Annotated in this window: 19 protein-coding genes; 10 read left to right on the forward strand and 9 right to left on the reverse strand. The window is 73.4% G+C overall.

The features are described 5' to 3' along the window. Nucleotides 1-319: 319 nt before the first annotated feature. A complete protein-coding gene (locus tag IE330_RS13425) occupies nucleotides 320-1,780 on the forward strand; it encodes a glycosyltransferase family 2 protein (protein ID WP_190136196.1) in 1,461 nt (486 codons plus the stop codon). Nucleotides 1,781-2,031: 251 nt separating this feature from the next. Here the strand turns inward: IE330_RS13425 and IE330_RS13430 are convergent, their stop codons facing one another. Beyond that, entirely contained in the window at nucleotides 2,032-3,858 is a 1,827-nt protein-coding gene (locus IE330_RS13430) for a phosphoenolpyruvate carboxykinase (GTP) (RefSeq protein WP_190136197.1), read from the reverse strand. A gap of 363 nt (nucleotides 3,859-4,221) precedes the next feature. On the opposite strand from IE330_RS13430, the gene trhA reads away from it, so the two are divergent. After that, complete coding sequence (trhA, locus tag IE330_RS13435) at nucleotides 4,222-4,974, forward strand: PAQR family membrane homeostasis protein TrhA (protein ID WP_373314636.1); 753 nt, start codon at nucleotides 4,222-4,224, stop codon at nucleotides 4,972-4,974. 244 nt (nucleotides 4,975-5,218) lie between these two features. Then, a complete protein-coding gene (locus tag IE330_RS13440) occupies nucleotides 5,219-5,968 on the forward strand; it encodes a Mut7-C RNAse domain-containing protein (RefSeq protein WP_190136199.1) in 750 nt (249 codons plus the stop codon). 89 nt (nucleotides 5,969-6,057) lie between these two features. Here the strand turns inward: IE330_RS13440 and IE330_RS13445 are convergent, their stop codons facing one another. Together IE330_RS13445 and IE330_RS13450 are read right to left on the reverse strand one after the other, a co-directional pair. Next, nucleotides 6,058-6,582, reverse strand: a complete 525-nt coding sequence (locus IE330_RS13445; protein ID WP_190136200.1) for a hypothetical protein — start codon at nucleotides 6,580-6,582, stop codon at nucleotides 6,058-6,060. Nucleotides 6,583-6,830: 248 nt separating this feature from the next. Then, nucleotides 6,831-8,855 carry a thioredoxin domain-containing protein gene (locus tag IE330_RS13450; RefSeq protein ID WP_190136201.1) on the reverse strand — a complete coding sequence of 675 codons (2,025 nt, stop codon included), beginning with the start codon at nucleotides 8,853-8,855 and terminating at the stop codon, nucleotides 6,831-6,833. Nucleotides 8,856-9,066: 211 nt separating this feature from the next. Between IE330_RS13450 and IE330_RS13455 the strand changes: the two genes are divergently transcribed. Then, complete coding sequence (locus tag IE330_RS13455) at nucleotides 9,067-12,291, forward strand: tetratricopeptide repeat protein (RefSeq protein ID WP_190136202.1); 3,225 nt, start codon at nucleotides 9,067-9,069, stop codon at nucleotides 12,289-12,291. Between the two features lie 116 nt (nucleotides 12,292-12,407). On the opposite strand, the gene IE330_RS13460 is transcribed toward IE330_RS13455, so the two are convergent. Both IE330_RS13460 and mca read right to left on the reverse strand, forming a co-directional pair. Then, the gene (locus IE330_RS13460) at nucleotides 12,408-12,650 is read right to left on the reverse strand and encodes a hypothetical protein (protein ID WP_190136203.1); all 243 of its coding nucleotides are present in this window, start codon (nucleotides 12,648-12,650) and stop codon (nucleotides 12,408-12,410) included. Further along, nucleotides 12,643-13,503, reverse strand: coding sequence for a mycothiol conjugate amidase Mca (mca, locus tag IE330_RS13465; RefSeq protein ID WP_190136240.1), 861 nt, complete (start codon nucleotides 13,501-13,503; stop codon nucleotides 12,643-12,645). Before mca ends, IE330_RS13460 begins: the two co-directional genes overlap by 8 nt. Nucleotides 13,504-13,644: 141 nt before the next feature. On the opposite strand from mca, the gene IE330_RS13470 reads away from it, so the two are divergent. Together IE330_RS13470 and greA are read left to right on the forward strand one after the other, a co-directional pair. Further along, the gene (locus IE330_RS13470; RefSeq protein WP_190136204.1) at nucleotides 13,645-14,076 is read left to right on the forward strand and encodes a DUF4307 domain-containing protein; all 432 of its coding nucleotides are present in this window, start codon (nucleotides 13,645-13,647) and stop codon (nucleotides 14,074-14,076) included. A gap of 324 nt (nucleotides 14,077-14,400) precedes the next feature. Beyond that, nucleotides 14,401-14,898, forward strand: coding sequence for a transcription elongation factor GreA (gene greA, locus IE330_RS13475; RefSeq protein WP_190136205.1), 498 nt, complete (start codon nucleotides 14,401-14,403; stop codon nucleotides 14,896-14,898). Between the two features lie 92 nt (nucleotides 14,899-14,990). Here the strand turns inward: greA and IE330_RS13480 are convergent, their stop codons facing one another. The 3 genes from IE330_RS13480 to ilvA all read right to left on the reverse strand — a co-directional run bounded on the left by IE330_RS13480 (nucleotide 14,991) and on the right by ilvA (nucleotide 18,358). After that, complete coding sequence (locus tag IE330_RS13480; RefSeq protein ID WP_190136206.1) at nucleotides 14,991-15,842, reverse strand: ABC transporter permease; 852 nt, start codon at nucleotides 15,840-15,842, stop codon at nucleotides 14,991-14,993. After that, entirely contained in the window at nucleotides 15,839-16,927 is a 1,089-nt protein-coding gene (locus tag IE330_RS13485; RefSeq protein ID WP_229925618.1) for an ATP-binding cassette domain-containing protein, read from the reverse strand. Before IE330_RS13485 ends, IE330_RS13480 begins: the two co-directional genes overlap by 4 nt. A gap of 201 nt (nucleotides 16,928-17,128) precedes the next feature. Next, complete coding sequence (gene ilvA / locus IE330_RS13490) at nucleotides 17,129-18,358, reverse strand: threonine ammonia-lyase (RefSeq protein ID WP_190136207.1); 1,230 nt, start codon at nucleotides 18,356-18,358, stop codon at nucleotides 17,129-17,131. Nucleotides 18,359-18,504: 146 nt separating this feature from the next. On the opposite strand from ilvA, the gene IE330_RS13495 reads away from it, so the two are divergent. From IE330_RS13495 to IE330_RS38915, 3 genes are all read left to right on the forward strand, one after another. Next, the gene (locus IE330_RS13495; RefSeq protein ID WP_190136208.1) at nucleotides 18,505-19,017 is read left to right on the forward strand and encodes a MarR family winged helix-turn-helix transcriptional regulator; all 513 of its coding nucleotides are present in this window, start codon (nucleotides 18,505-18,507) and stop codon (nucleotides 19,015-19,017) included. A 221-nt stretch (nucleotides 19,018-19,238) separates the two neighbouring features. Further along, nucleotides 19,239-19,724 carry a sigma factor-like helix-turn-helix DNA-binding protein gene (locus IE330_RS38910; RefSeq protein WP_229925619.1) on the forward strand — a complete coding sequence of 162 codons (486 nt, stop codon included), beginning with the start codon at nucleotides 19,239-19,241 and terminating at the stop codon, nucleotides 19,722-19,724. Continuing rightward, on the forward strand, nucleotides 19,721-19,975 hold the full coding sequence (locus IE330_RS38915) for a hypothetical protein (protein WP_229925620.1): 255 nt from the start codon (nucleotides 19,721-19,723) through the stop codon (nucleotides 19,973-19,975). The genes IE330_RS38910 and IE330_RS38915 overlap by 4 nt, the downstream gene beginning before the upstream one ends. 27 nt (nucleotides 19,976-20,002) lie before the next feature. On the opposite strand, the gene IE330_RS13505 is transcribed toward IE330_RS38915, so the two are convergent. After that, a complete protein-coding gene (locus IE330_RS13505; RefSeq protein ID WP_190136209.1) occupies nucleotides 20,003-21,157 on the reverse strand; it encodes a cystathionine gamma-synthase in 1,155 nt (384 codons plus the stop codon). 132 nt (nucleotides 21,158-21,289) lie between these two features. Here IE330_RS13505 and IE330_RS13510 point away from each other — a divergent pair, with 132 nt between their 5' ends. Beyond that, nucleotides 21,290-22,408, forward strand: a complete 1,119-nt coding sequence (locus IE330_RS13510) for a hypothetical protein (protein WP_190136210.1) — start codon at nucleotides 21,290-21,292, stop codon at nucleotides 22,406-22,408. The last annotated feature ends 148 nt before the right edge of the window (nucleotides 22,409-22,556 follow it).

The raw sequence follows: 22,556 nt of genomic DNA on the forward strand, positions 1-22,556 counted from the left end.
TTGCGCCGCCTGGCCCTGCGCCTCGGCGGCGCGGCCTGACCCGCGGGCGGGCGCCCGCCCGACCCTCATCAGGCCAGGCCCGCGTGCCGCAGCGACGCGCGGGCCGGGTGCCCCTTTCCGCGCCGGGGGCCACCGCCCGTCCCGCCGGTTCGGGGACCGGTACGTGAACGTCCGTGGCCGCACACCCTTCCCGGAAGTGAACACTCGCGCGACCGCGTCACGAATGGGTCTCCGGGCCCTTTCCGGGGCAACTCTCCCCCGCCCGCCGCTCGTCTGCACAGCGTCACCCAAGTCGGGTGCGGCCAGCGCGGAGAGGGCGATGATGAGCGACGTCGCGGTCAGTGTGATCATTCCGGTCTACAACGCCGCCGAGTTCCTGGACGAGTGCCTGGAGTCGGTGGTGCGGCAGACCATCGGCTTCGAACACGTCGAGGTCGTGGCGGTGGACGACGGCTCCACCGACGGCAGCGGCGCGCTCCTCGACGCCTGGGCCGAGCGGTACCCCGAGAACATCCGGGTCGTGCACCAGGAGAACTCCGGCGCGCCCGGCGGCCCCCGCAACCGGGGCATCGACCTGGCCAGGGGCACGTTCCTCTTCTTCGCCGACCCCGACGACCACCTCGGCGAGGACGCCCTGCGCCGCATGGTGGAGGTCGCCGAGCGCAACGACTCCGACGTCGTCCTCGGCCGCGTCCGCGGCGTGGGCCGGGGCGCGCCCGCCGAGCCCTACGCCGCCAACGTCGAGCGCGGCGACGTGTGGTCGGTCAAGGGCGTCCACACCCTCACCCCGCACAAGCTGTTCCGCCGCTCCCTGGTGACCGAGCACGGGCTGCGGTTCGCCGAGGGCGCGCGGCTCGCGGAGGAGCAGCCGTTCATCCTGCCCGCCTACCTCAAGGCGCGGTGCATATCGGTGGTCGCCGACTACGACTGCTACTACCTCGTGGACCGCGAGGGCTTCGCCCACCTGACCAAGCAGCAACCGCCCGCCGAGGCGTTCTTCGCACCGGTGCGCGCCGGGCTGCGGTCCGTCATCGAGCTCACCGAGCCCGGCGAGCGGCGCAACGAGCTGATCGAGCGCATCGCGCGCATCCAGATCCTGGCCAAGTTCGGGCCGCGCTTCCACCACCGGTCCGCCGAGCGGCAGGAGTCGTACGCTCGGATCGCCGCCGAGGTGCTCCACGAGTGCGTGCCGCCGGAGGCGGTCGCCTCCCTGCCGCGCCTCATCCGGGTCCGCGACCGGCTGCTGCGCGAGGGCGGCCGGCTCAGCGAGCTGCTCTCGCTCTCGCGCCACGACGGCCTGTCGTGGACCGAACTCGAACCCGGGCGCGACGCGGTGGAGTGGCTCGACGGCGGCCGGAGCCTCGCGGTGCGGGTGCGCAGCCCCTACTACCTCGACGGCGGCGTCGCGGACGTCCGGCACAGCCTCGTGCTGCGCCACCCCGACGGCTTCGAGTGGCAGGTCCCCGCCGCGCGGGCCACCGCCGTCGGCGGGCCCATGACCGCCCAGGTCGTCCTCGACCTGAGCAGCCTGCACCAGTACGCGCTGCTGCCCGGGAAGTGGGAGCTGCTGCTGCGGGCGGCGACCGGCGACGGCAAGCGCCACGAGTTCCCGCTGAGCCTGCCCGAGCCGGGCGGCCGCCGCCGGCGCCGGGTGTCCCTGCACCGGGGGCGGCCCATGGTGGTGTGGCTCTCGCACCGCTCGCGGAAGGCGCGGGCCGTGCTGGTCGCCGCGGACTGGCGCACCGTCGCCCGCCGGGCCCTGCGCCGCCCGCGCCGCTGAGGACGGGCCGGGGGCCGGTGGCCGTACGCCGCTGACGCGACCGACCAGGGCCGGTCGTCGTACGTCGCTGACGGCGGGCCGGGGCCCGGGCGCCGTATGCCGCTGGCAGCGGGCCGGGCCCGGGCGCCGTATGCCGCTGGCAGCGGGCCGGGGCCCGGTCGTCGTACGCCGTTGTACGACCACCGGGCCCCGGGTTCCCCTGCGGCGCCCCGGGCCTGGCGCCCGGGTGCGCGACCGCGGTGTTCCGCGCCTCAGCCCAGGCGCGCGACCAGTGCCCGGTACTGGTCCCAGAGCTCCGCCGGCGTGTGCTCCCCGAACGTGTTGAGGTGCTCGGGGATCAGCGCCGCCTCCTCCCGCCAGACCTCCTTGTCGACGGTGAGCAGGAACTCCAGGTCGGCGGCGGGCAGGTCGAGCCCGCGCGTGTCGAGGGACTCGGGCGTCGGCAGGACGCCGATCGGCGTCTCGACGCCCTCGGCCTTCCCGTCGAGCCGCTCGACGATCCACTTCAGGACGCGGCTGTTCTCGCCGAAGCCCGGCCAGACGAAACGCCCGTCGGCGTCCTTGCGGAACCAGTTCACGTAGTAGATCTTCGGCAGCTTCGCCCGGTCCTTGTCGGCGCCGACCTTGATCCAGTGGGCCATGTAGTCGCCCATGTTGTAGCCGCAGAACGGCAGCATGGCGAACGGGTCCCGGCGCAGCTCGCCGACCTTGCCCTCGGCGGCGGCCGTCTTCTCGGAGGCCACGTTCGCGCCGAGGAAGACGCCGTGGTTCCAGTCGAAGGACTCGGTGACCAGCGGCACCGCGGAGGCCCGCCGCCCGCCGAAGAGGATCGCCGAGATCGGCACGCCCTTGGGGTCCTCCCACTCGGGCGCGATGATCGGGCACTGCGCGGCGGGGACGGTGAAGCGGGCGTTGGGGTGGGCGGCGGGCTCGCCGGACTCCGGCGTCCAGTCGCGGCCCTTCCAGTCGGTGAGGTGGGCCGGGGTCTCCTCCGTCATGCCCTCCCACCACACGTCGCCGTCGTCGGTCAGCGCGACGTTCGTGAAGACGCTGTTGCCCCACAGGGTCTTCATGGCGTTGGCGTTGGTGTGCTCGCCCGTGCCGGGCGCCACGCCGAAGAAGCCCGCTTCGGGGTTGATGGCGTACAGTCGGCCGTCCTCGCCGAACCGCATCCAGGCGATGTCGTCGCCGATGGTCTCGACGGTCCAGCCGGAGATGGTGGGCTCCAGCATGGCGAGGTTGGTCTTGCCGCAGGCCGAGGGGAAGGCCGCGGCGACGTACTTGGACTCCCCCTGCGGCGGGGTGAGCTTCAGGATGAGCATGTGCTCGGCGAGCCAGCCCTCGTCGCGGGCCATCACCGAGGCGATGCGCAGGGCGTAGCACTTCTTGCCGAGCAGGGCGTTGCCGCCGTAGCCGGAGCCGTACGACCAGATCTCGCGGGTCTCGGGGAAGTGCGAGATGTACTTCGTGGAGTTGCAGGGCCAGGGCACGTCGGCCTGGCCGGGCTCCAGCGGGGCGCCCAGCGTGTGGACGGCCTTCACGAAGAACCCGTCGGAGCCGAGTTCGTCGAGGACCGGCTGGCCCATTCGGGTCATCGTGCGCATGGACACGGCCACGTAGGCCGAATCGGTGATCTCGACGCCGATCGCGGACAGCGGCGAGCCGAGCGGGCCCATGCAGAAGGGCACGACGTACATGGTCCGGCCGCGCATGGAGCCGCGGAAGATCCCCTTCTCGCCCGCGAAGACCTCCCGCATCTCCGCCGGGTCCTTCCAGTGGTTCGTCGGCCCCGCGTCCTCCTCCTTCGCGGAGCAGATGAACGTGCGGTCCTCCACACGGGCGACGTCCGTCGGGTCGGACGCCGCGTAGTACGAGTTCGGCCGCTTGACCGGGTCCAGCTTCTTGAACGTGCCCTTGGCCACGAGCTCCCCGCACAGGCGCTCGTACTCGGCCTCGGACCCGTCGCACCAGACCACGCTGTCCGGCTGGGTCAGTTCGGCGATCTCGTTCACCCAGGAGAGCAGCTCCTGGTGGTCGGTGGGGGCGGCGCCCGCGGACAGCGGGTACTGATGGGGCATCGACGACTGCACCGACTGCGCCGCCGGAGAGGACTGCGACGACGGGGAGGACTGCGGGGTCGGGGAAGGCTCGGTGGACAGCGAGGACTGCGAGGAAGAGGGAGCCGCGATATCGCGCGCCACGATTGCTCCTATACGAGGGGTTTTAGGTTGAGGCCCCGTGGGGGCTGCGACCCGGACGCTTCACTGCATTTCGATCTTCTGGCGCTCATCCGGTGCCGACCGCACTCATTTGATCATCCGTCGCTGCCGCGCATCTGTCCAGAGGGCTTCACACGTGAGCGGGGTGAGCATGGCCACTTGTAGGATCGGGATTCACCGCTTTGATACGTAACTTACGGTTCCGTAGGTACGATGCGGCACATGACCGCTACCGTCCCCGACGCGATCACGAACGACGCCGCTGACGGCGGAAGTCCGTCCACCTCCGTGGGTGAGGTGGCCGCCGCAGTGCTCGAACCCGTCGCCGCCGCCGCGCGCCCGGTGAAGCCCAAGCTGCGCGGCTGGCTGCACGCCGGGATGTTTCCCGCCGTCGTGGTCTCCGGCGTCTTCCTGACCGCGCTCGCCGACTCCACCCGCGGCCGCGTCGCCTGCGGGATCTACGTCCTGACCGCCTGCCTCCTGTTCGGTGTCAGCGCGCTCTACCACCGGGGGGACTGGACGCCCCGCGTGGACCGCGTCCTGCGCCGCCTCGACCACGCCAACATCTTCCTGATCATCGCGGGCACGTACACCCCGCTCACCCTGCTCCTGCTGCCCGACGCCAAGGGCCGGTGGCTGCTGTGGGGCATCTGGGCCGCGGCCGCCGCGGGCATCGTCTTCCGGGTCTTCTGGGTCGGCGCCCCGCGCTGGCTCTACACCCCCTGCTACCTGGCCATGGGCTGGGCCGCCGTCTTCTTCCTGCCCGACTTCCTGCGCACGGGCGGCATCGCGGTGCTCGTCCTGGTCGTCGTGGGGGGTGTGCTGTACAGCGTGGGCGGGGTGGTCTACGGCATCAAGCGCCCCGACCCGTCACCGCGCTGGTTCGGCTTCCACGAGGTCTTCCACTCCTTCACGCTGGCGGCGTTCGCCGTGCATTACGTGGGGATCTCCCTGGTCGCCTACCAGCACGCCTGACGCCCCCTGGGGGGCGGGCTCACCTCCTGGGCCGCCGGGGTCGTGGTTTTCGCCGCGGCCCCGTTTTTCTTGGGCTGTGTCGGGTGCCTTCCAGCTCGGGGGCCGATGGCGCTTCGGCGGGTGCGGGTGGGTTGTGGTTGCTCGCGCCGTTCCCCGCGCCCCTTTGGGGCGCTGCGCGTTCGGGGCGCTGCATGTTCGGGGCGCTGCGCGTTCGGGGCGGTTCGCGTCGTGGCAGGCTGGGCGGATGAACGGTCCGGAGATTCTTGTCGACTTCGCCCCCGGCCTCGCGCTGTTCGTCGCCCACGAGCGGCGGGGCGGTCCCACCACGGCCGTCACCGACGGCGTCTCGTCGCTCGGCCACGTCGTGGAGTCGCTCGGCGTGCCGCTCACCGAGGTCGGGGCCCTGGTCGTGGACGGGCACGAGGTGCCCCCGGCGCACGTGCCGGCGGCGGGGCAGCGGGTCGAGGTGCGGGCGGTGCCGCGCCCGCAGCGGCTGACGGAGGACCCCGAGGAGCCGCTGCGGTTCCTCCTCGACGTGCATCTGGGCACCCTGGCCCGGCGCCTGCGGCTGCTCGGCGTCGACGCGGCGTACGAGAGCACGGACATCGGCGACCCGGCGCTCGCCGCCCGCTCGGCCGCCGAGCGGCGCGTGCTGCTCAGCCGGGACCGGGGCCTGCTGCGCCGCCGGGAGCTGTGGGCCGGGGCGTACGTCTACAGCGACCGGCCCGACGACCAACTGCGCGATGTCCTGCACCGCTTCGCGCCCCGCCTCGCCCCCTGGACGCGCTGCACCGCCTGCAACGGCCCGCTGCGGGCGGCCCGCAAGGAGGACGTGGCGGACCGTCTTGAGGGCGGCACGCGCGGCACGTACGACGTGTTCGCGCAGTGCGGGGCGTGCGGGCGGGTGTACTGGCGCGGCGCCCACCATGAGCGGCTCGACGCCATCGTGCGCCAAGCCCTGGCGGAGGCGAAGGGCCTGCCCGCGCCGGGCTGACGCGGGGCGGACACGACACCGGGGTGGGGGGGGGGGGGGGGCCCCCCCCCCCCCCACCCCGGTTCAGGTCCGACTGGTGTCACTCAGGGTCAGTTGCCCCAGGTGCCCTGGTTCACGGCGCAGTTCCAGCCGTTGCCGCGGACCTGGAACTTCACCTTGTAGCTGTTCTTGTTCAGCAGGCGGGTACGGACCTGCACGCCCAGCTTGGCCTTGCCCTTGAGCGTCTTGGTGTAGACGGTGACGCTCTTCGACGTCTTGTGGGTGATCTTGCCGCCCTTGGCGGTGGCCCGGCCGAAGCGGATGTTCTTGACGTTCGTGACGGTGAACTTCACCTTGCCGAACTTCTTGGTGCTCTTGTTCTTGATGCCGAAGTACAGGCCGTTGCCCGTCACCCAGCCGCCCGAGCCGATGTAGAAGCGGGAGGTGTAGACGATGTCGATCGGGCAGCCGGAGCTGCGCGTGGCGGACGGCGCGGCGCTGCTCGGCTTGTCGGCCGAAGCGGAGCGCTGGGTGGCGTCACCCGACGCGGAGGCGGTGCCGGCGAGGCCGAGCTGGCCGACGGTGACAAGAGCGGCGGTGCCCAGAGCGGCGGCGGTGATGCGCGTGCGGTTCACTACGGTGAGTACCTCTCCCCCGTGGTCCCTCCCGGGACCGACTGACGAAACGATGCGGAACATTCACAGCGCGCCTTTACGTCGCCGTGACGCCCGTATTGTTATCACGCCTCCGGTCACACAAACGGCACAAGGTCACCCCTGGGCCCCAGCCGTGACAGAAGCCGGACATTCGCGAGGCAGCCGCGAGCGGTGAATCACCGTCAGGGCTGCCTCGGGAGCGGCCTGAATCAGTCCTTCCGGTTCGTTCAGCGCAGGGCGCCCACCGTCGCCGCGAGCTCCGCCGGGTCCGTGGTCGGGCGGTCGCACACGAAGCCGCGGCAGACGTACGCCGTCTCGCGGCCGTCCACGGCCGTCCGGCCGGCGAGCAGCGGCAGTTCCCCGTCGGCCGGGCCCGCGGCCACCGCGGCGCCGGGCGCCGTGCCGAGCAGCGCGACCCGGTGCATCGCCCCGTACACCGCGCCGACCACGGCCACATCGCGCTGCCCGCCGAGCGCGGCCTCGACGGCGGCGAGCCCGTGCCCGATGAACCGGGGCGCGCGCGGCGCGAGCGCCTTGACGACGCCGAGCGCCCGCTCGGCGGCGCGCCGGTGCAGCTCGATGCGGGTGTGCGCGGCGTAGGTGAGCAGCGCGCCCGCGGCGGCGGTCCAGCCGGAGGGCGCGGCGTTGTCGGTGGGGTCCTGGGGGCGGCGGATGAGCCGCTCGCCGTCGGCCGCGGTGTCGTACAGGGCGCCCGTCTCGTCGTCGGTGAACTGCACCAGGACGTGGTCGAGGAGCAGGCCCGCGAACTCCAGCCAGACGCCTTCGCCGGTGACGGACGCGAGCGCGAGGAAGCCCTCGGCGACGTCGGCGTAGTCCTCCAGGACCCCGGCGTTGGCGCCCGCGCGGCCGTCCTTGGAGGTGCGGGCGAGCCGGGCGCGGTCGTCCATGTGGACGCGGACGAGCAGGTCGCCCGCGCCGACGGCGGCCGCCACCAGGTCGGGCCGGTCGAAGTAGGCGCCGGTCTCGGCGAGCGCGGCGACGGCGAGGCCGTTCCAGGCGGCGACGACCTTGTCGTCCCTGCCGGGCGCGGGCCGCCGGGCGCGGGCGGCGAGGAGCCGCTCGCGCAGGGACGCCACGCGCTCGGCGTCGGCGACCACGCCGTCGGCCTGCGGGAGTTGCAGTACGGAGGCGCCCTCCTCGAAGGTGCCCTCCTCGGTCACGCCGAAGTAGGCGGCGGCGAGTTCGGCGTCCTGCTCGCCGAGGACCTCGCGCAGTTGCCCGGGGGTCCAGACGTAGTACGCGCCCTCCGTGAGGCGGCCCGCGGCGTCCTCGCTGTCGGCGTCGAGGGCGGAGGCGAAGCCGCCCTCGGTGGTGCGCAGTTCGCGGACCATGAAGTCGGCCGTCTCCAGGGCGATCCTGCGGGCCTGCTCGGAGCCGGTGGCGCGCCACAGGTGGGCGTAGACGCGGCACAGCAGGGCGTTGTCGTACAGCATCTTCTCGAAGTGCGGCACGGTCCAGTGGCGGTCCACGGAGTAGCGGGCGAAGCCGCCGCCGAGCTGGTCGTAGATGCCGCCGCGCGCCATGCGCTCGCAGGTGTCGGCGGCCATCTGGAGGGCGCCCTCCGAGCCGGTGCGGGCGTGGTGGCGGAGCAGGAACTCCAGGACCATGGAGGGCGGGAACTTGGGCGCGCCGCCGAAGCCGCCGTGCTGCGCGTCGTAGTCGCGGGTCAGGCCGAGCAGCGCCTTGGCGAGGTCCTCCTCGGTGGGCCGGCCGGCGTCGCCGAAGGCGAGTTGACGCTCCGCCAGGTCCTTGACGATCTTCCCGGCGACCTCGTCGACCTCGTCGCGGCGGTCCTCCCACGCGCGCCGGACGCCGTCGAGGACCTGCCGGAACGACGGCATGCCGTGGCGCGGCTCGGGCGGGAAGTACGTACCGAAGTAGAAGGGCTCGGCATCGGGCGTGAGGAAGACGGTCATGGGCCAGCCGCCGTGGCCGGTGGCGGCCTGCACGGCCTCCATGTAGACGGCGTCGACGTCGGGCCGCTCCTCGCGGTCGACCTTGACGTTCACGAAGTGCTCGTTCATGAGGGCGGCGGTGGTGTCGTCCTCGAACGACTCGTGCGCCATGACGTGACACCAGTGGCAGCTTGAGTACCCGACGGAGAGCAGGACGGGGACGCCGCGCTCGCGGGCGGCGGCGAAGGCGTCGGCCGACCACGGCCACCAGTCGACGGGGTTCTCGGCGTGCTGGAGGAGGTAGGGGGACGTCTCGTGGGCCAGTCGGTTCGGCATGGGTCCATCCTCGCGCACCGAGCGCCCAGGGCGGGGTTCCCCGGCGCGCGCCGGGGCCCGGCGGCCTCGCCGAACCCCGGCCGCCTCCGCCGCCGGGGTGCGTACCGGGGCGGCCTGCCCCCGGGGGCGCTCCCGTGCGGGAGCCTCGCTTCCGCCGGGTGTTCGCAGGACACTGACACGTACATGTAGAGGCGGGCTGAGGGGGAACCACATGCGGGACAGCCATCGGGCCGAGGCCGAGCGGCTGTTGGCACGGGCGGTCGAGGAGGAGGTCCGCCGCACCGGCGGGCGCACCGACGGGAGCGTGCTGCTCTCGCGGGCGCGGGCCGCCCTGGACGCCATGGAGCAGACGGCGGCGGAGGAGTACGAGGCGTACACGCGGGCCCTGGACGAGGCGGCGGCCGGGCAGCTCTCGTTCGGCCGCCGGTACGCGCAGGAGGCGGCGGGGACGCCGCTGCTCGTGGTGGCCGTCGCCGCCGTGGCCGCGGCGGCGGCCGTCCTCGCGCTCGGCACGGGCGGCGGCACCGCGCTCGCCGCGGGCGGGGCCGTCGCGGTGGCGGGGTTCGCCGCGACCGTGGCGAAGGTGACGGCCGCCCACCTCCCGGCGGCGCAGCGGCACGCGGGCACGGTGCACCAGCCCGGCGGGCCCGAGCAGCTCCGGCTCCAGTGGCTGACGGCCCTGGAGGTGCGGGGCATCCGGCCGTTCCTGGACCAGCAGCGGGTGCTCACCGCGGCGACCACGGGCGGCGTCGGCGGGCGCCCCGGCCAGCCGAAGCGGGCCCCGCAGCTCCGCGGCGCCGACAAGAGCGGGGCCGCGCGGCGGCGGAGCGTCCTGGAGCAGTCCTTCGCGCAACTGCCGCAGGTGGACGCCGGGTTCGCCGGGCGGCGGGCCGAGCTCGCGCGGATCGCGCAGTGGGTACACGCGGCCCGGGCCAGCACCCAGACCAGGCCCACCGTGGTGGTGCTGCACGGCGCGCCGGGCGCGGGCCGCAGCTCGCTCGCGGTGCGGGCCGCGCACGACCTGCGGGACCAGTTCCGGGGCGCGTGCGTGGTGGACCTGCGCGGGGAGAGCCCGGACACGCCGCCGCTGTCCACGCGCGACGCGCTGCTGCACCTCCTGAACCGCCTGGGCGCCCCGCGCGAGCAGCTCCTGTTCCGCGAGCGCTCCACGCAGGCGCAGCAGGTCAAGCGGCTCGCCGACCTCTACCACCAGTACCTCACGGGCCTGGAGGTCGTCATCGTCCTGGACGACGCCGGGGACCCCGAGCAGGTGCGCACCCTGGTGCCCGAGCGGTCCGACAGCCTGCTGCTCGTCACCGCCCGCGAACCCCTCGACCTGCCCGCGGACCTGCCCGCGTGGGTGCACCGGCTGCCGGTCGACGCGCTGGACGACGCGGGCGCCGAGCAGCTCCTGCGCGAGGTGGCCCAGGACCTGCCGGAGCCGTACGACGCCCAGTCCCTGGACCGGCTGCGGGAGCTGTGCGGGGGCCTTCCGCTGGCCCTGCGCGTCGCGGGCTCCTCGCTGGGGCCGCGCACGCCCGAGGCGCTCGTGGCCGACCTGGAGGCGTACGGGCCCGTCGAGGCGGTCGAGCGCACCCTGTGGCTGCGCTACAGCGACCAGCCCGAGCCCGCGCTCCGGCTGCTGCGGCGGCTCGCGCTCGCCGGGCGGGCCTCGCTCGGCACCGCCGCCACGGCCGCGCTGCTCGGCGCCGACGAGCAGGAGGCGGGGCGGCAGCTCGCCGCGCTGTCCCGCGCGGGCCTCATCGACCAGGTGCGCGGCGGCCGCTACCGGCTGCACGACGTCGTCCGCGCCTTCGCCCGGGGGCGGCTCGCCGACGAGGAGGATCCTGCCGAGCGCGGCGCCGCGCAGGAACGTCTCATCGTCAGCTACGGCGAGCTCGCCGACTCGGTGATCCGCCTCGTCGACGGCAAGACCTCCACCCGCGCCGAGTACTTCGGGCAGCACGGCTTCACCTCCCTGGACGCCGCGCTGCGCTGGCTCGACGACGAGTCCGGCTCCCTCACGGCGGCCCTGCGGCACACCGAGGGCGTCGAGCCGCGGGCCGTGCTCGGGCTGCTCGGCGCGCTGTGCGACTACTGCCTGCTGCGCGGCGACCTCTACCGCCTGGGCGAGATCAGCGAGCTGGCGCAGACCGTGGACCAGAGCCAGTTCGGCCGGAGCGTGCGGTGGCGCACCGGCATCGCGGCCCGCCACCTGGGCGAGCTGGACCAGGCCCGCTCCACCCTCGCCACCGTGGTGGACCAGTACTTCGAGGCCCACCAGGACGCCGGGGCGGCCCGGGCGCTGGGCTCCCTCGGCATCACGCTGCACCACCAGGGCAACCTCTCCGAGGCCGCGGCCCGGCTGCGCGAGGCCCTGGACCTCCAGGTCGCCGACGAGCTGGCGGGCGACCGGGCCTGGACCCTGCACGCGCTCGCCGCCGTGGAACGCGACCGGTCCCGCCTCGGCGAGGCCCAGGAGATGCTGCGCACGGCCCTCGCCCTGCACCGCGGCAGCGGGTCCGTGCACGGCGAGGCCTGGACGCACTTCCAGCTCGGCCAGGTGTGCCTGCGCATGGGCGACGTACCGCGCGCGGAGGACGAGCTGCGCCAGGCCCTGGACCTGTACGGGCGTACGCGGGACGCGCGCGGCGAGGCGTGGGCGCTCACGCAGCTCGCCCGGGCCCGGCTGGTCGCCGGGGACCCGGCGCCCGCGGTCGACGGCCTGCGGCAGGCGGTCACGCGCCACCGGGACAACGACGACGCGCGCGGCGAGGCCTGGACGCTGTACTACCTGGGGCAGGCCCTGGAGGAGACCGGCGACCTCGACGAGGCGGTACGGGACCTGGAGCGGGCCCGCACGATGTTCTCGCGCATGCGGGACGTCTACGGCCTGGCCTGTGCCCGCCACCACTCGGCGCGGGTCACCCGCGACCAGCGCGCCGCGCGCACGGGCTCGCTGCGCAACTCCGGCTTCGCCCGGCAGCTCCTGGTCGACGCCCGCGCCGACTTCCAGCGGATCGGGGTCGCGCACGGCGAGGGCTGGACGTGCCTGGAGCTCGCCGTGGTCGACGCGGGCAACGCCCGGACGCAGGCGGCGCTGTCCCTGTGCGACGAGGCGATCACCCTCTTCGCCTCCTACGGCGACCGCCGCGGCGGGGACTGGGCCCACTTCCTGCGCGCCACGCTGCTGCCGTACGCGTCCCCCGGCGGCTGGGAGGTCGGCGTGGCGGTCGCCCAGGAGGAACTGGCCCAGCTCGCCCGCACGGGACACCCCCTGCGCGACGACAAGCTCGACGGCTACCTGGACGCCTACAGCCTCTTCCTGGACCGCAAGGCGGAACTGGAGGCGGGCTGGCAGGGCTGGCGCCTCGGCCTGACCCCGGACCGCCACGCCAGGGAGATCATGGGGGTGACGGTGGGGGGCGCCGCTTAGCGGGGACCTGCCCCAGGGTCGGGCCCTGGGCGGCGTGAGGGGAAGGCCGCCGGGGGACGGCGGCCGCGCGGCGGGTCACCCGGGGGTGATCCGCCGCTCACCACGTGCGCCGGAGTCTAGCCCTGCTGGGCCTTGGCCTCGGCCGTCGGCTCGGCCGCGTCGGCGGACGGGTCCGGGGTCTCCTTGAAGTCGACCTTGCTCATGTGCCGGTTCATCGACTTCATCAGCCGCCACACGGCCAGCGCCATCACCGCGAAAACGATGAAGCCGAGGACCCCAGGGGTCACCTTGTTCTCGTCCACCTCCTTGGCGAGGGGGACGAGGTGCGTCATTGCCAGGCTTGCGCTCATATCAGGCATTGTCGCGGATGCCCGCGAAGAGGTCGTCCTCGGGGAGGGACGTATCGACGAGGGACTTCGCCAGCTCGTACTCCTCCGTGGGCCAGACCTCCTTCTGGACCTCCATCGGGACCCGGAACCAGCCGCCGTCGGGGTCGATCTGCGTGGCGTGCGCGATCAGCGCCTTGTCGCGGATCTCGAAGAAGTCCGCGCAGGGCACGTACGTGGTGAGGGTGCGCTCCACGCGCTCGAACTCGTCCCAGCGCTTGAGCCACTCCCCGTAGGGCGACTCCAGGCCGCGGTCGAGCATCGCCTGGTGCAGCGCCTCGGTACGGGGGCGGTTGAAGCCCTGGTTGTAGTAGAGCTTCTGCGGCTGGAAGACCGGGCCGAACTCGGCCTCCGGGTACTTCTCCGCGTCGGCCGCGCCGTCGAAGGCCACCATCGTGATCTTGTGGGTCATGATGTGGTCCGGGTGCGGGTACCCGCCGTTCTCGTCGTACGTGGTGATGACCTGCGGCCGGAACGAGCGGATCTGCTTGACCAGCGCACCCGCCGCCGTGTCCACGTCCTCCAGCGCGAAGCAGCCCTCGGGCAGCGGGGGCAGCGGGTCGCCCTCGGGCAGGCCCGAGTCCACGAAGCCCAGCCACTCCTGCTTGACGCCGAGGATCTCGCGCGCCTCGTCCATCTCCTTCTTGCGCACCTCGTGAATGTGCTCCTGAATGTACGTGTCACCCTGGAGCTTGGGATTGAGGATGTCGCCGCGCTCCCCGCCGGTGCAGGTCACGACGAGCACGTCCACCCCTTCGGACACGTACTTGGCCATCGTGGCCGCGCCCTTGCTCGACTCGTCGTCGGGGTGGGCGTGAACGGCCATCAGTCGCAGCTCAGTCAAGACTCGATCCTCGGTGAATAGGGCGCCCTCGGTCATCCACTGCAATGGGCGGCTTCTATAGTGACGGAACCGGGGGGCGGAAAATTCCGGCAACCCCTGTCCCGTGTCCAATGGAGGACGATCATGACCGCGGTCAGCGGCCGTGACACCAGCGGCCCCGCCGCCCGGCCCCCGGAGGGCCGCTACGGCCGTACCCGTACCGCCGACGAGCGCGCCGACCGCAGGCTCAAGGTCGTGGGCGCGGTGCTCGGCGTCGTGGTGCTCGGCGTCGTCGGCTGGTTCGGCTACGACTCCATCGCCGGGACGGAGATCAGCGCCGAGGTGATCACCTTCGACGACGTCTCGGCCAAGGCCGTGGAAGTCCACCTGGAAGTGCGCAAGGACGCGGACGCGAACGGCTACTGCACCGTGCGGGCCCAGGCCGAGAGCGGTGCCGAGGTGGGCCGCGCGGACTTCCGCTTCGACCAGGACAAGGACCGGATCGACGAGGTCGTCACGCTGCGTACGACGGAGCGCGCCACCAGCGCCTCGCTCGTCGGCTGCCACGCGGACTGAGCGCCGCCCGGAGGTCCGCCCCGGGTGCCGCCGAAGCCCCTCCGGACCCGCCGGGCCCGTGGCGCGCTCACGCCTCGGGGACCACGGGGGCCGCACCGGACCCGTGGTCGTCCTGGGCCCCGGGACGACCGGTGCCACGCCCGGCCCCGGGTAACCCGGAAGCGGCGACTCCGCGCCGCTCACCTGCGACAACAGTTTTCCGACGGCTTATGTCCTCCCCCTTTGGCACCGGAATTGTTAGGCTCGTGGTTTCGCCCACCCATAAGGGAACATCCTTCTGGGTAGGGCGATGCTTTGTATTCCCAGTACCTACGAGGAGCACCTGTGACCCAGACCAGCGAGAACGTCACCTGGCTGACCCAGGAGGCGTACGACAAGCTCAAGGAAGAGCTTGAGTACCTGTCTGGTCCCGCGCGCACCGAGATCGCAGCCAAGATCGCGGCGGCGCGTGAGGAGGGCGACCTGCGCGAGAACGGCGGGTACCACGCGGCCAAGGAGGAGCAGGGCAAGCAGGAGCTCCGGGTCCGCCAGTTGACTCAGCTCCTGGAGCACGCCAAGGTCGGTGAGGCGCCCGCCGAGTCGGGTGTGGTCGCCCCCGGCATGGTGGTGACGATCGCCTTCGACGGCGACGAGGACGACACCCTCACCTTCCTGCTGGCCTCGCGGGAGTACGCGAGCGACGACATCGAGACGTACTCGCCGCAGTCGCCGCTCGGCACCGGTGTGAACGGCAAGAAGGTCGGCGAGGACGCGCAGTACGAGCTGCCGAACGGCAAGCTCGCCTCGGTGAAGATCCTGGAGGCCAAGCCCTACCAGGGCTGAGCCCACGACGCCCTCGAAGCCCCCGGCACGCGCGCCGCGCACCGGGGGCTTCGCCGTGCCCGGAGGGCTTCACGCCCGCCGGGTCCCGGGGCTCAGGCCGTCGCGGAGCGGTACTTGCGGACCGCGAGCGTACGGAACACCAGCAGGATCAGCACCGACCACAGGACGGACGCGAGCACCGGGTGCCGCATGGGCCAGGCGTCGGGGGTCTGGAAGCCGGGCGGCAGGTTGCCGAACAGCTCGCGGCAGGCCTGGACGGTGGTGCTGAACGGGTTCCACTCGGCGATGTGCCGGAAGAACGTGGGCAGGTTGTTGGAGTCGACGAAGGCGTTGGAGATGAACGTCAGCGGGAAGAGCCAGATCAGCCCGCCGGACGTGGCCGCCTCCGGGGTGCGGACCGAGAGGCCGATGAGCGCGCCGATCCACGAGAAGGCGTACCCGAGCAGGAGCAGCAGGCCGAAGCCGGCGAGGATCTTGGCGAAGTTCTCGTCCGTGCGCCAGCCGACGAGGAGTGCCACGAGGGCGAGGACGAGCAGGGTCAGGGCGGTCTGCACCAGGTCGGCGAGGGTGCGGCCGGTGAGGACGGCGCCCCGCGCCATGGGCAGCGAGCGGAACCGGTCGATGAGGCCCTTGTGCATGTCGTCGGCGATGCCCGCGCCCGCTCCGGCGGTGGCGAAGGTGACGGTCTGGGCGAAGATGCCGCCCATCAGGAACTCCCGGTAGTCCTGCGTCGAGAGCGAGCCGCCGACCTTGATCGAGCCGCCGAAGACGTACGTGAACAGCACGACGAACATCACTGGCTGGATGAGGCCGAACAGGACCATTTCGGGAATTCTGGTCATGCGGATCAGATTGCGCTTGGCGACGACGAGCGAGTCGCGCACGGACGATCTGATGCCGCCCGCGGGCCTGACGGCACGGGCGGTGTCGCTGACGGCGCTCATCGGCCGGTCTCCTTCCTGTGCCGGTCCCCGGCGTCCGGCGCGGGGCTCGCGTCCGGCGGCGCGGGGTCCGCGGCCGGGCGCCCGCCCGCTGCGGGGGCCGCCGCCGGGTCGGCGCCGGTGCCGTTCGCGCCGTTCGTGCCCTCGGCTTCGGCCACGTGGCCGGTGAGGGAGATGAAGACGTCGTCGAGGGTGGGGCGGCGCAGGCCGATGTCGTCGATCTCGATGCCGCGGGCGTCGAGCTCGCGGATGACCTCGGCGAGCAGCTTGGCGCCGCCGGTGACGGGCACGGTGAGCTTGCGCGTGTGCTGGTCGACGGTGGTCTCGCCCTTGCCGAACCCGGCGAGGATCCGGGTGGCGGCGGCGATGCGGTCGCGGTCGTGCACCACGACCTCGACGCGCTCGCCGCCGGTCTGGGCCTTGAGCTGGTCGGAGGTGCCGCGGGCGATGACGCGGCCGTGGTCGATGACGCAGATGTCGTGCGCCAGGTGGTCGGCCTCCTCCAGGTACTGCGTGGTCAGCAGCAGCGTGGTGCCGCCGGAGACCAGCTCCTGGATGACCTCCCACAGCGCCTGGCGGTTGCGCGGGTCCAGGCCGGTCGTCGGCTCGTCCATGAACATCACCGGCGGCGAGACGACGAGCGCGGCAGCGAGGTCGAGGCGGCGGCGCATGCCGCCGGAGTAGGTCTTGGAGGGGCGGTCGGCGGCGTCGCTCAGGCTGAAGCGGTCGAGCAGCTCGGCCGCGCGGGCCTTGGCCTGTCTGGCCGGCATCTGATAGAGCTGGCCGACCATCTGGAGGTTCTCACGGCCCGTCAAGTACTCGTCCACGGCGGCGAACTGGCCGGACAGGCCGATCGAGCGCCGCACCTCGTTCGGATGCTTCAGTACGTCGATTCCGGCGACGACCGCCCGGCCGCTGTCGGGGGTCAGCAGGGTGGTCAGACAGCGGACCGCCGTCGTCTTCCCCGCGCCGTTCGGCCCGAGGAGGCCGAGCACGGTGCCTTCCGGGACATCCAGATCGACGCCGTCCAGAGCCCTGACGTCGCCGAAGGTCTTCACCAGACCCTCGGCGTAGATGGCACCTGGCATAGGAGTCTCCCGTTGATAGGGGTGCTTGCCTAGCGAAAGCGTAGGTACGGCGGGATCGCCGCGCCCGGCATTGCGTGGAATGCGTCACACCCTAACGCGATACATCGCGTTTTCTCAAGGGCTTTCGGGCAGGCCTGTGGAAAACCCGGGCCGCCGCGCGCAGCCGGGCCGCTCCCGTGCCTCGACCGGACCGCCCGGCCCTCAGTCGAGGATCGTGTACCCCGCCTCACGCAGCGCCGCGCCCAGCTCCGCGCAGTGCTCCGGCCCCTTCGTCTCCAGGCGCAGCTCCACCTCGACCTCCGTGAGGCCGAGCCGCGGGTCGGTGCGGACGTGGCTCACGTCCAGGACGTTGGCGTCCGCCACGGACAGCGCGCCGAGGAGCGAGGCCAGGGCGCCGGGGCGGTCGGGCAGACGCAGCCGCAGCGACAGGTAGCGGCCCGCCGCCGCCATGCCGTGGCGCAGGATGCGCTGCATCAGCAGCGGGTCCACGTTGCCCCCGGACAGCAGCGCGACGACCGGGCCCGCGACGGCGCGCGGCTCGCTCAGCAGCGCCGCGACCGTACTGGCGCCCGCGGGTTCGACGACCATCTTGGCCCGCTCCAGGCACAGCAGCAGGGCGCGCGACAGCGCGTCCTCGGAGACGGTGACGACGTCGTCGACGAACTCCTCGACGAGCCGGAACGGCACCTCGCCGGGGCGGCCCACCTTGATGCCGTCCGCCATGGTCACCGGGTTCTCGATCGACACCGGGCGGCCCGCGGCGAGCGAGGGCGGGTACGCGGCGGCACCGGCCGCCTGCACGCCGACCACGCGGACGTCGGGGCGCAGCGCCTTGACGGCCACGGCGATGCCCGCCGCGAGGCCGCCGCCGCCCACGCCGACCAGCAGGGTGCGCAGCTCGGGGCGCTGTTCGAGGACCTCAAGGCCCACCGTGCCCTGCCCGGCGACGACGTCCGGGTGGTCGAAGGGGTGGATGAAGACGGCGCCCGTGGTGCGCGCGTACTCCTGCGCGGCGGCCAGCGTCTCGTCGACGACCTGGCCCTCCAGGCGCACCTCGGCGCCGTAGTCGCGGGTCGCCGCGACCTTCGGCAGCGGGGCGCCGGCCGGCATGAACACCGTCGAGCGCACACCGAGCAGCGAGGAGGCGAGGGCGACGCCCTGGGCGTGGTTGCCCGCGCTGGCCGCGACGACGCCCGCCGCGCGCTCCTCCGGCAGCAGCCCGGCGATGCGCACGTAGGCGCCGCGCAGCTTGAACGATCCTGTGCGCTGGAGGTTCTCGCACTTCAGGTGCACGGGGGCGCCGACGAGACCCGACAGGTACCTGCTGTTCTCCATCGGCGTCACCCTGGCCACGCCGCCCAGCATCTTGCGGGCGCCGCGTACGTCGTCCAGGGTCACGGCCGGCAAGGAGCGTGTCGTGCGGTAGCTCATGACCCGCAGTCTCCCAGTTCACGGCCGCCGCCCTCGGGTGTGCCCAAGCGGCGAGACGGGTTTGCGCAGCGCCGGTACGGGTAGCGCCCGGACCCCGTACCCTGTCCCCCAACCCACCACCCTTCCCATGAAGTGAGCCCACGGCCATGCCCACAACTCCGGACATGACGACCGCCAGCGATCCCGGCCTCCTCGACACGCTCCAGCACCAGGTAGCGGTGTTCGCGCGGCGTGCGGAGCAGACCCGCCTCGGCGGCGTAGGACAGGTCCGCAACTCCATGGACCGCGCCGCGTACCTCCTGCTCAACCGCCTCGACAAGGAAGGACCCATGGGCGTCAAGGCGCTCGCGGCCAGCATGGGCATCGACTCGTCGACGGTGACCCGCCAGGTCGCGCCGCTGGTCGACACCGGCCTGGTCAAGCGCACCTCGCACCCCGAGGACGGGCGTGCCGTGGTGCTCCAGCTCTCCCCGCGCGGCCAGTCCCGCCTGGACGAGGTGCGCTCCTCACGGCGCGAGCTCATGGCCGAGCTCACGCAGGACTGGGCGCCCGAGGAGCGGGCCAGCTTCACCGCGCTGCTCACCCGTTTCAACTCCGCGCTGTCCGCGCGGCAGAGCTCCCAGGCGGTACCGGACCCGGTGGCGCCCGCCGACTCCTGAGCCCGGGGCCGCGGTTCGCCGACTGCCGCGGCCCCGGACCTCGTACGGGACGCCCGTGCCCTGTGTGTCGCCGGGCGCCCGTACGAGGTCGTGGCTCAGGACGACCATTCCGCGCCCGCCGCCAGAAGGCGCGGTTCCGCTCCTGCCGGGCTCTTGACCTGGCCACGGTGCCTGGCCTCAGATGAAAACCGGGTCCCCAACGCCGGACGGCGGGAGGCGCGGTGCGAGAGCGGCAGGCCGCCCAGCAGGCCCGCCGTGCCCGGGAGTTCCAGGCGTTCGTCGCGGGCGCGGCAGGGCGTCTTCTGCATGCCGCGACGCTGCTCACCGGCGAGCCCCCGGACGCCAACCCACGCGCGCGTGCCCTGCTGACCCGCTCCCTGGCCGCGACGTACGCCTCCTGGGACCGGCTGCGGGGCGAGGACCCCTACGAGCGCGCCCGTACGCACCTGGCCGTCCACTACGCGCGCGGGGCCTGGCGCCACCGCGGCCGGGGCGGGCTGCTCGCCCGCCTGTCCCCCGTGGAGCGGCTCGTCCTCGTACTGCGCCTCTACGAAGGCGTCGCCGAGGAGCAGACCGCGGCGCTGCTGGGGCTGCCGCTGGAACGCGTGCGCACCGTGTCCGCGCGGGCCGTGGCCGCGGTCCTGCACCCGCCCCGCGGGCCCGCGCCCGCGGCACCGCCCGCCCTGGGGGAGGCGACCTCGTCATGAGCCAGCAGGAGCGCCGCGAGGCCGCCGTACGCCTGCTCCTGGACGCCGGCGCGCCCGCCTCCGTGCCGCCCGGCCTGCACGCCGAGGCCGTGCGGCGCGGCACGCGCGCCCTGCGGCGCCGGGCGCTGGCCCGGCGCCTGCTGTGGCTGCTGCTGTGCGCGGCGGCGGTGGCGTTCTGCGTGTGGGCGGTGACGGCGCAGCCGTGGGCGGAGCCGCCCTCGGAGACGACGCCGCCGCTCACCCGCTGGTAGCCGGTCAGCGGCGGCCCGCGCCCGCGCTCAGCCCAGTGCCTGCTTGAGGTCGGCGAGCAGGTCGTCGACCGCCTCGATGCCCACCGACAGGCGGACCAGGTCGGCGGGGACCTCCAGGGCCGAGCCCGCCACCGAGGCGTGCGTCATCCGGCCCGGGTGCTCGATGAGGGACTCCACGCCGCCCAGGGACTCGCCCAGGGTGAACAGGCGCGCGCGGTTGCAGACCTCGACCGCCGCCTCCTCGCCGCCCTCGACCTGGAAGGAGACCATGCCGCCGAAGGCCTTCATCTGCTTGGCGGCGATCTCGTGGCCGGGGTGCGAGGCGAGGCCCGGGTAGAAGACGTTGGTCACGCGCGCGTGGCTGGTGAGCATCTCGGCGATCCGCGTGGCGTTCTCGCTGTGCCGGTCCATGCGGACGGCGAGCGTCTTGACGCCGCGCAGCACCAGCCAGGAGTCGAAGGGGCCCGCGACCGCGCCCATGGCGTTCTGGTGGTAGGCCAGCTCCTCGCCCAAGGCGTCGTCGTCGACGACCAGGGCGCCGCCCACGACGTCCGAGTGGCCGCCCATGTACTTCGTCATGGAGTGCACGACGACGTCCGCGCCGAGGGCGAGCGGCTGCTGGAGGTAGGGGCTCGCGAAGGTGTTGTCGACGACCAGGCGGGCGCCCGCCTCGTGCGCCACGCGCGCGACGGCGGCGATGTCGGTGATGCCGAGCAGCGGGTTGGAGGGGGTCTCGACCCAGACGGCCTTCGTCTTCGGGGTGAGGGCCGCTCGTACCGCCGCCGGATCCGAGGTGTTGGCGACGGACCAGTCCACGCCCCACCGCGAGACGACCTTCGCGAAGAGGCGGAACGTACCGCCGTACGCGTCGTCGGGGATGACCACGTGGTCGCCGGGGGCGAGCAGCGCCCGCAGCAGGCAGTCCTCGGCGGCGAGGCCGGAGGCGAAGGCGAGGCCGCGGCGGCCGCCCTCCAGGGCGGCGAGGTTCTCCTCGAGCGCCGTGCGCGTGGGGTTGGCGCTGCGGCTGTACTCGTAGCCGCCGCGCAGTCCGCCCACCCCGTCCTGCTTGTAGGTGGACACCTGGTAGATGGGCGGGACGACGGCGCCGGTGAGCGGGTCGGCGGTGTTGCCCGCGTGGATGGCGACGGTCTCGAAGCTCTGGCTGCTGTGCGAGTCACTCATGCGGCCCGAGCGTAGTGCGGCCGGGCGGCGGGGACCGGCCGGGGCGGGGCCGAGCGGGCCCTTGGCCCCCGCTTTGGCCTGCGGAGGCGGCCGGGTTGGCCAATTGTCACAGGCGTCTGGTTCGCTTGAGGCATGGAGATTCTCTGGGTCCTGTTGGCCGTGGCGATGATCGGGGTGGTCCTCGGGCCGTTCCTGCTGCGCAGGCGCGGCGGCATCCGCCTGGTGCACCCCGGCGCCCCGGACGCCGCGGACCCGGCGAACTACGGCTTCGCGCGCCAGGAGGACCTGGACATCCGCATGCCGGGCCCGGACGCGGACCTCGTCGAGGTGCTCGACCTGGTGCAGCGCACGCAGGACTGGCGCGGTGCCGCGCAGCTCCTCGCCGGCACCGAGGTGCACGGGGAGCAGCGCTGGCAGCGGGTGCAGGCCTTCGCGGGCGCGGCGTCCCTGGAGCTCAGCCGGCGGCCCGGCGGGGTCGGCGACACCCCGGGCGGGCAGTGGCTGCGGGTGTGGCGCGCGGAGGCCGAGAAGGACGCGGGCGGGGCGGCCGTGCACGCGGAGTTCCTGGTGCAGCAGGCGTGGCGCACGTCGCGGCCCGGCACGGACGAGTTCCGCATCATCCTGGAGGAGGCCAAGGCGGCCTGCGGCCAGGCCGCGCTGCTGTCCCCCGGCGACCCGATCCCGTACATCGTGGAGCTGTCCATCGCGCGCGGCCTCGCCTACCCGCGCGCGGAGTTCGAGCAGCTCTGGCTGAAGATCCTGGACCGCGCGCCCGCGCACATGGGCGCGCATCTGGCCGCGCTGCACTACTGGTGCGAGAAGTGGCACGGCTCCCGGGAGGAGGCGTACGCCTTCGCCGAGGCCGCCGCGGCGCGGGCGCCCCGCGGGTCCCTGCTCTCGGCGCTCCCCCTGTTCGCGGTGTACGAGCACCTGCCCGAGGTCACCACGGTGCGGAGCTTCTACCAGAGCGAGGTCGTCAGCAAGGCCGTCGAGGGCGCCCTGTTCGCGGTGCACTCCGCCCGCCCCGACGACCCGATGCTCGCCCACGTCCGCCACCTGCTGATCTTCTTCCTGGTGCGCTGCGAGCGCTGGGGCGAGGCCATGCACCAGCTCGTGCACGTCGACGGCCACGTGGGCGCCCTGCCCTGGACCCTGTCCGCCGACCCGGCCGCGGACTACGCGCTGCACCGCGCGCTCGCGGTCGCCGGGTACGAGGCGAACGGCGGCAGCCCGGCGACACTGCCGCACTAGGACCGCCCCGCCGGAGCGGCCGCCGCACCGGCCTGCGCGACCGGCCCGCCGGACCGGCCGCCGGACCTGCCCGGCCGTCGACCGGAGGCAGGAATTCCCGGCCCGCCCCGGACGTTGTGCCTGAGGCCGACACCCGCTCCAGGAGGAC

The organism is Streptomyces longispororuber, from assembly GCF_014656095.1.
GTDB lineage: Bacteria > Actinomycetota > Actinomycetes > Streptomycetales > Streptomycetaceae > Streptomyces > Streptomyces longispororuber.

What these genes read in the sequence shown, in the direction of transcription:
- IE330_RS13505 (WP_190136209.1), bottom strand. Translation starts at nt 21,157, where the DNA reads ATGAGTGACTCGCACAGCAGCCAGAGCTTCGAGACCGTCGCCATCCAC.
- IE330_RS13510 (WP_190136210.1), top strand. Translation starts at nt 21,290, where the DNA reads ATGGAGATTCTCTGGGTCCTGTTGGCCGTGGCGATGATCGGGGTGGTC.
- IE330_RS13450 (WP_190136201.1), bottom strand. Translation starts at nt 8,855, where the DNA reads ATGCCGAACCGACTGGCCCACGAGACGTCCCCCTACCTCCTCCAGCAC.
- IE330_RS13485 (WP_229925618.1), bottom strand. Translation starts at nt 16,927, where the DNA reads ATGCCAGGTGCCATCTACGCCGAGGGTCTGGTGAAGACCTTCGGCGAC.
- mca (WP_190136240.1), bottom strand. Translation starts at nt 13,503, where the DNA reads ATGGCCGTTCACGCCCACCCCGACGACGAGTCGAGCAAGGGCGCGGCC.
- IE330_RS13460 (WP_190136203.1), bottom strand. Translation starts at nt 12,650, where the DNA reads ATGCCTGATATGAGCGCAAGCCTGGCAATGACGCACCTCGTCCCCCTC.
- IE330_RS13425 (WP_190136196.1), top strand. Translation starts at nt 320, where the DNA reads ATGATGAGCGACGTCGCGGTCAGTGTGATCATTCCGGTCTACAACGCC.
- IE330_RS13440 (WP_190136199.1), top strand. Translation starts at nt 5,219, where the DNA reads ATGAACGGTCCGGAGATTCTTGTCGACTTCGCCCCCGGCCTCGCGCTG.
- IE330_RS13470 (WP_190136204.1), top strand. Translation starts at nt 13,645, where the DNA reads ATGACCGCGGTCAGCGGCCGTGACACCAGCGGCCCCGCCGCCCGGCCC.
- IE330_RS13430 (WP_190136197.1), bottom strand. Translation starts at nt 3,858, where the DNA reads ATGCCCCATCAGTACCCGCTGTCCGCGGGCGCCGCCCCCACCGACCAC.
- trhA (WP_373314636.1), top strand. Translation starts at nt 4,222, where the DNA reads ATGACCGCTACCGTCCCCGACGCGATCACGAACGACGCCGCTGACGGC.
- IE330_RS38915 (WP_229925620.1), top strand. Translation starts at nt 19,721, where the DNA reads ATGAGCCAGCAGGAGCGCCGCGAGGCCGCCGTACGCCTGCTCCTGGAC.
- IE330_RS13480 (WP_190136206.1), bottom strand. Translation starts at nt 15,842, where the DNA reads ATGAGCGCCGTCAGCGACACCGCCCGTGCCGTCAGGCCCGCGGGCGGC.
- ilvA (WP_190136207.1), bottom strand. Translation starts at nt 18,358, where the DNA reads ATGAGCTACCGCACGACACGCTCCTTGCCGGCCGTGACCCTGGACGAC.
- IE330_RS13455 (WP_190136202.1), top strand. Translation starts at nt 9,067, where the DNA reads ATGCGGGACAGCCATCGGGCCGAGGCCGAGCGGCTGTTGGCACGGGCG.
- IE330_RS13495 (WP_190136208.1), top strand. Translation starts at nt 18,505, where the DNA reads ATGCCCACAACTCCGGACATGACGACCGCCAGCGATCCCGGCCTCCTC.